The sequence below is a fragment of the uncultured Clostridium sp. genome, assembly GCF_947036855.1.
Lineage (GTDB): Bacteria > Bacillota > Clostridia > Clostridiales > Clostridiaceae > Sarcina.
In genome coordinates, this window is sequence record NZ_CAMQRY010000130.1 from 1 (window position 1) to 6,040 (window position 6,040).

Sequence of the window (6,040 nt, forward strand, 5' to 3'; positions counted from 1 at the left end):
ATCTCATCTAAATAATCAAGCGTTATAGGCATCTCTGTTATTTTAACTCTTTGCCCTCCTACACTTGTATTCATTGAATTTTCTCTAACCTTTTGTACATCTAAAGTTAGTGTAACTGCTCCTCCAAGTTTTTGCCTTGCTAATATACTAGACTTTTCTGATGCTGACTTTATACCAAGACTCGCAAGTATAACAATACATATAGTTGTCATTATTGTAAGTATTATGATTGTCTTAGTAAACCTTGCTTTTGAACTAAGTAACGCTCTTTTTATAAAATTCATATAACCACCCTTTCACCTTGTTTCTATAAACCTATAATAAAATACCCATCTAAGCTTAACTTGTTTTATTTCTGGAGTTAATGTGTTTTTTTAAGACGCAAAAAAAGACCACAACATATGTTGTGATCTTAAACAAACAAAAACTATCTTCTGTTGTTTTGTGCTTTTCTAGCTCTTCTACATGAAGCACATCTTACTGGCTCATTATCGAATCCTTTTTCTTTGTAGAACTCTTGCTCTCCAACTGTGAATACGAATTCTTCGCTACAGTCTCTGCATACTATTGTTTTATCTTGCATAATAATCCTCCTAGTTTTAAAGATTCAAAATGGATATAATAACCTCTAAAACAAGAGAAATATCTATCTATATGAATGCTTTTTTTCTTATTTATTAAGCGTTTCCACTTAAACTTATAATAACATAGCGATTTTTAATTTACAATAAAATTATTACCAATTATTTCTTTATTTTCCAACATTTTTTTCATGTATTTAATAGAAATAATTAATATAATACACTATATTTTACTTAATAAAATGCAAAAAAAAGAGAGTGTATTACTACACTCTCTTAAACTTCAGATAATTATCTGTTGTTTTGTTGTTTTCTAGCTCTTCTGCATGAAGCACATCTTACTGGCTCGTTATCGAAACCTTTTTCTTGGTAGAACTCTTGCTCACCTACTGTGAATATGAAATCTTCGTTACAGTCTCTGCATACTATTGTTTTATCTTGCATTATAAAATCCTCCTAAGATTTAAAGCTCAATGGATATAATAACCTCTAAAAATTAAGAGAAATATTCATCTATATAAACTTATTTTTATTCTTTTTAATGTTAGCATTTCTGCTACTCATACAATATATCATAGCAAGTTATTAAATGCAACAAATTTCGCTTCTTTTCTTTTATTTTTTGTAGCTACTATATTTGGGTAATAAAAAAAGAGTGTATTACTACACTCCCTTAAACTTCAGATAATTATCTGTTGTTTTGTTGTTTTCTAGCTCTTCTGCATGAAGCACATCTTACTGGCTCGTTATCGAAACCTTTTTCTTGGTAGAACTCTTGCTCTCCAACTGTGAATATGAAATCTTCGTTGCAATCTCTGCATACTATTGTTTTATCTTGCATTATAAAATCCTCCTAGGATTTAAAGATTCAAAATGGATATAATAACCTCTAAAAATTAAGAGAAATATCAATCTATATGAAACTTTTTCTTTTATTTTTGTTAGTATTTCTACTACTCACCCATTATAGCATTCACTTTATTAAGTAGCAATCTTTTTAAGGTGATTTTCCCAAAAAATATTGTTTACATCTACATAATACTTTTAAATTCTTAATCTAAGTTATATCATCCCATCTCTTTCATAACCTTTAATTGCAGTTACTATGTAACTTAATGTACAAAAATCTCTTGATATATTTTCTTTAGCAAGCTTTAATCCATCAATTAAAAACTTTTCTTTGAATGTTTCTAAAAGTCTCATAACGCTTATAGGGCTAACTGTTCCCTCTTTAGTATCTAAAACTCTTGAAGTTTTTATATATTGATTCAGCATAGCATCTTCTATTGCCGCTTTAAGTTCTTCACTAATTTCAAGTTCTGGCATTTTATCAAAAACTTTAACCTGTGCCTTAGTAAACTTTAAGTTCTCAGCTTTTGATATATCAGTATCTATGAATATACAGTTGTAGAATCTTGAATCATAAAAATCTACTCCATCAACATTAACACCCTCAAATACAACATCTCTAAATGTTGCTCTTTTGATATTACTCTTTTTAAAGTTAGTTCCTATAAACTCTGTCCAGTTAAAACTAGCCTCATAAAAATCACAAGCCTTAAAATGTGCTCCTCTAAAACTAGCAAAATCAAAGTTTGAGTTTGAAAAATCACAGTTATAGCAGTTTGCTCTTCTAAAATCTGTATACATAAAATTCTTATCTGTTTTAATTGCTTTATTATATTTAAATATTGGTGTAGCCATATTGTATTACCCTCCATTTGTACCTTTTGTACAACCTTTATTATATTCAGTTCCTCTATCTTAACATATATTGTTTTATCACTCTATCAAAATTAAAATAAACTTAAATTCTCTATCTTATAATAGATTATCATCATTTAATAATTTATATAATGTAGGCTCAATATTGAACTCATTCATTATAGCTTTAACTTCTTCAACTGATTTAACTTTCTTTTCTTTTGAAACTTTACCTTTTGATGCTCTTATTAAAATATTTTTTGGTGAATGTGATATATCTATAAATTCTAATAACTGAACTTTATATCCAAGTGCTTCTAAAAGACTTCCTCTAACTGAATCTGTCATAAGTGCAGCCATTCTTTCTTTTATAATTCCATATTTAGTTATTCCTGTTAAGTTTTCAGTTTTTATTTGCTCATTGAACTCATGTTGGCAACATGGAACTGAGAATATCATATTTGTGTTCCACTTTACTGCATTATATAATGCATAATCAGTAGCAGTATTACAAGCATGTAATGTTATTACCATATCAACATTATTATTATATTTAAATCCATTAATATCACCAAGTTCAAAATGAAGGTTATCATATTTATATCTCTTAGCTATATCATTACATTTATCTATAACATCTTTTTTAAGATCAAGCCCTATAATTTTTGCATCAATCTTTTTAATTTCAGTAAAATAATAATAAAGAACAAATGTTAAATATGATTTTCCACATCCAAAATCAATTATAGTAAGTTCCTTATAATCCTTTTTCTTAACTTCGTCATCAATAACTTCTATAAATCTATTTATTTGCTTATACTTATCATACATTGAGTTAACAACTTTACCTTCCTTAGTAAAAATACCAAGGTCAATTAATGGTTGTATTATCATACCCTCTTTTAAAATATAATTTTTAGTTTTATTATGTTCTGTTTTTATAAGAACTGTATTATCAACTTTTTTCTTATTTAAAAGTATTTTCCCTTTTTTTGAAACTTTCATTTCATATGTGTACTCTTTTGCCCAAGCAGAGAACTGTTTGTAATTACCTTCAAGATTCTCTAAAACTTTTTCTTCAAGCTGACATTTTTTTATATTCTCATGAAAAACTTGTTTATCTGTATGTTTTTCAACTTGATAAAACTCTCCATCAACATTTTCTTTTAAATTAAAAGTTACCTTACTAAATTCATAAGTTCTTGTAGTTTTATTGCTTAATACTACTTTAATAATTTCTTGTTCTAATATTTCTTTTACTTTGCTTCTTAATTCTTCCATATTAACACACCCTAATTTTATTTATTTTAATTAAATTTAATTGTTACACATAATCATACAACAACAAGCTTGTCTTTTTCAAATAAATAATTTTGTAACCAATATCTGTTATACTTAAAATATACTACTACAAAGGAGATTTTTATGCATTTCTATCTTATATTGCTAGCTATATTTTTTTCAATAGCATTCTTTGCATTTAATTCATTTAAAAGCAAACCTGTAGATGAACATCTATCTAACGAATGTGTAATTGATTCAAGACATAAAAAATATGGCACAAAAGTTCTAGAGGAACTACATAACACCAATCTATTTTTACATAATGCTATAGAGCATATATTTCTTGGTTCAATAAATAAAGATGGACTAGCTGAGGGATTCCACTATAACAATATAAAAGGAATCAATAGTACAGCTATATCAGAAACTAAAACAAAACCAAACTCATATGGAGTTTATAAAGCTAAGGCAATCATACATTGTATGAAAAAAAGTGATTGTAATGGTTATTCTACATTCTTCCCAAATTCAATGTCACCACAAGAAATAACAAATTCTATTATAGAAGCACATAAGAGCAGACGTCATATTGATGGAAATATCTATATTGGTAGAGCCAATAGCGGAATTGAAATTGAGATGTATCTAACACATGACGCAAAAATAATTTCTGCTTTCCCTAAATATTAGTGTTGACATAATATTTTTATCATGTTATACTTTGTTTACAGTTGGTACTTAATAGTGCTGTCTTGTAGAGCATGGGTCTTTCGCCGGAACCATGCTCTACTTTTTTTATACGCAAAAATAAATTAAAGATTATGAGGGAACTTAATAGTGAATTTTGAAAAATTAGGAATTAATAGTAATATAGTTAACATACTTAAAAAAAATGGAATAACAACACCTACTGAGATACAAGATCGTAGTATTCCTGGTATTCTAGCAGGTCATGATGTTATAGGAGAAGCTAAAACAGGAACTGGTAAAACTCTTGCTTTCCTACTTCCAGCTATCCAAAATATAAAAGTAAACAGTAATGCAACTGAGGTTTTAGTACTTTCTCCAACAAGAGAACTTGCTATACAAATAACTGATGAAGCAAAAAAACTTACTGAAGGAACTGAAATTAAAATTTTAGCTGCTTATGGTGGTAAGGATGTTGGAGCACAACTTAAAAAACTTAAAAATAATATCAATATGATAGTTGCTACTCCTGGTAGACTTATAGACCACCTTGGAAGAAAAAGTATAGATCTTTCTAAAGTAAAAATGGTTATCATAGATGAGGCAGATCAAATGCTTCTTATGGGATTCAAAAATGAGATTGAAAAAATAATGCAACATATAGCAAAGAAAGCTCAAGTACTTTGTTTCTCTGCTACTATGGATTCACAAGTTAAAAAACTTTCTTATAGATATATGAATGATCCTATTTATATTGAAATAAAAGATGAAACTATAACTGTTGATACAATAAAGCAAGAAGTTGTTGAAACTACTGATAGATGGAAACAGGATGCTTTATTCTCAGCAATGGCAGAAGATAATCCATTTATAGCTATGATATTCTGTAGAACAAAAAGAAGAGCTGATGATTTAGAAGCTGCTTTTGCTGATAGAAAAATCAAATGTTCTAAAATACACAGTGATGTTCCTCAGGCTAAAAGAGAAAGAATGATGAAATCTTTCAAAAAAGCTGATGTTCAATTCCTTATAGCTACTGATGTTGCTGCAAGAGGGATAGATGCTTCAAATGTTACTCATATCTATAACTATGATATGCCAGAATCAGTTGAAAGTTATATCCATAGAATAGGTAGAACTGGGCGTGCTGGTGATACAGGTTATACTTGTATGTTCACAGATCCTAAAAATCTGCCTATGCTTAAAGAAATTGAAAAAACTATTGGATTTGGAATTGAGAGAAGAGAACTTGAAATAATTAGAACTAACACTCATAAAAACCAATAATTAAAAAAGGACTGAATTTACTATTCTAATTTGTTTAGAATTATAAATTCAGTCCTCTTCTTTTATTTAAATTTAACTTTTTACTTTTTTTTACGCATTTCTTTTATTTTTCTTTCTCTTTCATGTTCTTTAGCTAATCTTTCATTAGCTGCAACATTCCCACCATTAGCAAATCTAAATTGCAAAATTATTATTTCCTTAATGTGTTTTAAAGCTATCTTTATATATTTCATACAATATCCCCCCGTTAAATTTACTTCTTAAAGTTTTGCTCTTTCTAAAAGCTCATCTATTGAAGTAACTTCAAAATCTGCTGCTCCATAATATTTTGAAATTGCGTCTTCCATCTCACTAACACTCATAGTTTCTATATTACTATGGTCTTTATGTGTATGCTTATATAATTTTTTAACTTGCTCTTCTCTTTTCTTCATTTATAACTTCTGCTACTCAAAATATGGACAAATATACCCATATCGAGATTTTTACTGCTTCCT

At 28.1% G+C, this 6,040-nt stretch carries 10 protein-coding genes; 2 read left to right on the forward strand and 8 right to left on the reverse strand.

Annotated elements, in window-relative coordinates; translation table 11 throughout:
• The 6 genes from Q0V15_RS10970 to Q0V15_RS10995 all read right to left on the reverse strand — a co-directional run.
• Window positions 1-284: hypothetical protein (locus Q0V15_RS10970; RefSeq protein WP_297438937.1), on the reverse strand; the 284-nt coding region annotated here is incomplete at its 3' end.
• A gap of 143 nt (window positions 285-427) precedes the next feature.
• Window positions 428-583, reverse strand: a complete 156-nt coding sequence (locus tag Q0V15_RS10975) for a zinc-ribbon domain-containing protein (RefSeq protein ID WP_297438939.1) — start codon at window positions 581-583, stop codon at window positions 428-430.
• 289 nt (window positions 584-872) lie between these two features.
• Window positions 873-1,025, reverse strand: coding sequence for a zinc-ribbon domain-containing protein (locus Q0V15_RS10980; protein WP_297438941.1), 153 nt, complete (start codon window positions 1,023-1,025; stop codon window positions 873-875).
• A gap of 244 nt (window positions 1,026-1,269) precedes the next feature.
• Window positions 1,270-1,422: a zinc-ribbon domain-containing protein gene (locus Q0V15_RS10985; RefSeq protein ID WP_297438941.1), complete on the reverse strand. Its 153-nt coding sequence runs from the start codon at window positions 1,420-1,422 to the stop codon at window positions 1,270-1,272.
• A 221-nt stretch (window positions 1,423-1,643) separates the two neighbouring features.
• Window positions 1,644-2,285, reverse strand: coding sequence for a pentapeptide repeat-containing protein (locus tag Q0V15_RS10990; protein WP_297438943.1), 642 nt, complete (start codon window positions 2,283-2,285; stop codon window positions 1,644-1,646).
• 117 nt (window positions 2,286-2,402) lie between these two features.
• Window positions 2,403-3,566, reverse strand: coding sequence for an SAM-dependent methyltransferase (locus Q0V15_RS10995; protein ID WP_297438945.1), 1,164 nt, complete (start codon window positions 3,564-3,566; stop codon window positions 2,403-2,405).
• A 144-nt stretch (window positions 3,567-3,710) separates the two neighbouring features.
• Between Q0V15_RS10995 and Q0V15_RS11000 the strand changes: the two genes are divergently transcribed.
• Together Q0V15_RS11000 and Q0V15_RS11005 are read left to right on the forward strand one after the other, a co-directional pair.
• Entirely contained in the window at window positions 3,711-4,259 is a 549-nt protein-coding gene (locus tag Q0V15_RS11000) for an EndoU domain-containing protein (protein ID WP_297438946.1), read from the forward strand.
• A gap of 147 nt (window positions 4,260-4,406) precedes the next feature.
• Window positions 4,407-5,543: a DEAD/DEAH box helicase gene (locus tag Q0V15_RS11005; protein WP_297438948.1), complete on the forward strand. Its 1,137-nt coding sequence runs from the start codon at window positions 4,407-4,409 to the stop codon at window positions 5,541-5,543.
• Window positions 5,544-5,623: 80 nt separating this feature from the next.
• On the opposite strand, the gene Q0V15_RS11010 is transcribed toward Q0V15_RS11005, so the two are convergent.
• Entirely contained in the window at window positions 5,624-5,776 is a 153-nt protein-coding gene (locus tag Q0V15_RS11010; protein WP_297438949.1) for a hypothetical protein, read from the reverse strand.
• 27 nt (window positions 5,777-5,803) lie between these two features.
• Window positions 5,804-5,977, reverse strand: a complete 174-nt coding sequence (locus Q0V15_RS11015; RefSeq protein WP_297438951.1) for a hypothetical protein — start codon at window positions 5,975-5,977, stop codon at window positions 5,804-5,806.
• Window positions 5,978-6,040: the final 63 nt, after the last annotated feature.

Excerpts from the sequence above, each read along its gene's own strand:
- Q0V15_RS10975 (WP_297438939.1), bottom strand. The coding sequence starts at position 583 with ATGCAAGATAAAACAATAGTATGCAGAGACTGTAGCGAAGAATTCGTA.
- Q0V15_RS10980 (WP_297438941.1), bottom strand. The coding sequence starts at position 1,025 with ATGCAAGATAAAACAATAGTATGCAGAGACTGTAACGAAGATTTCATA.
- Q0V15_RS10985 (WP_297438941.1), bottom strand. The coding sequence starts at position 1,422 with ATGCAAGATAAAACAATAGTATGCAGAGATTGCAACGAAGATTTCATA.
- Q0V15_RS10990 (WP_297438943.1), bottom strand. The coding sequence starts at position 2,285 with ATGGCTACACCAATATTTAAATATAATAAAGCAATTAAAACAGATAAG.
- Q0V15_RS10995 (WP_297438945.1), bottom strand. The coding sequence starts at position 3,566 with ATGGAAGAATTAAGAAGCAAAGTAAAAGAAATATTAGAACAAGAAATT.
- Q0V15_RS11000 (WP_297438946.1), top strand. The coding sequence starts at position 3,711 with ATGCATTTCTATCTTATATTGCTAGCTATATTTTTTTCAATAGCATTC.
- Q0V15_RS11010 (WP_297438949.1), bottom strand. The coding sequence starts at position 5,776 with ATGAAATATATAAAGATAGCTTTAAAACACATTAAGGAAATAATAATT.
- Q0V15_RS11015 (WP_297438951.1), bottom strand. The coding sequence starts at position 5,977 with ATGAAGAAAAGAGAAGAGCAAGTTAAAAAATTATATAAGCATACACAT.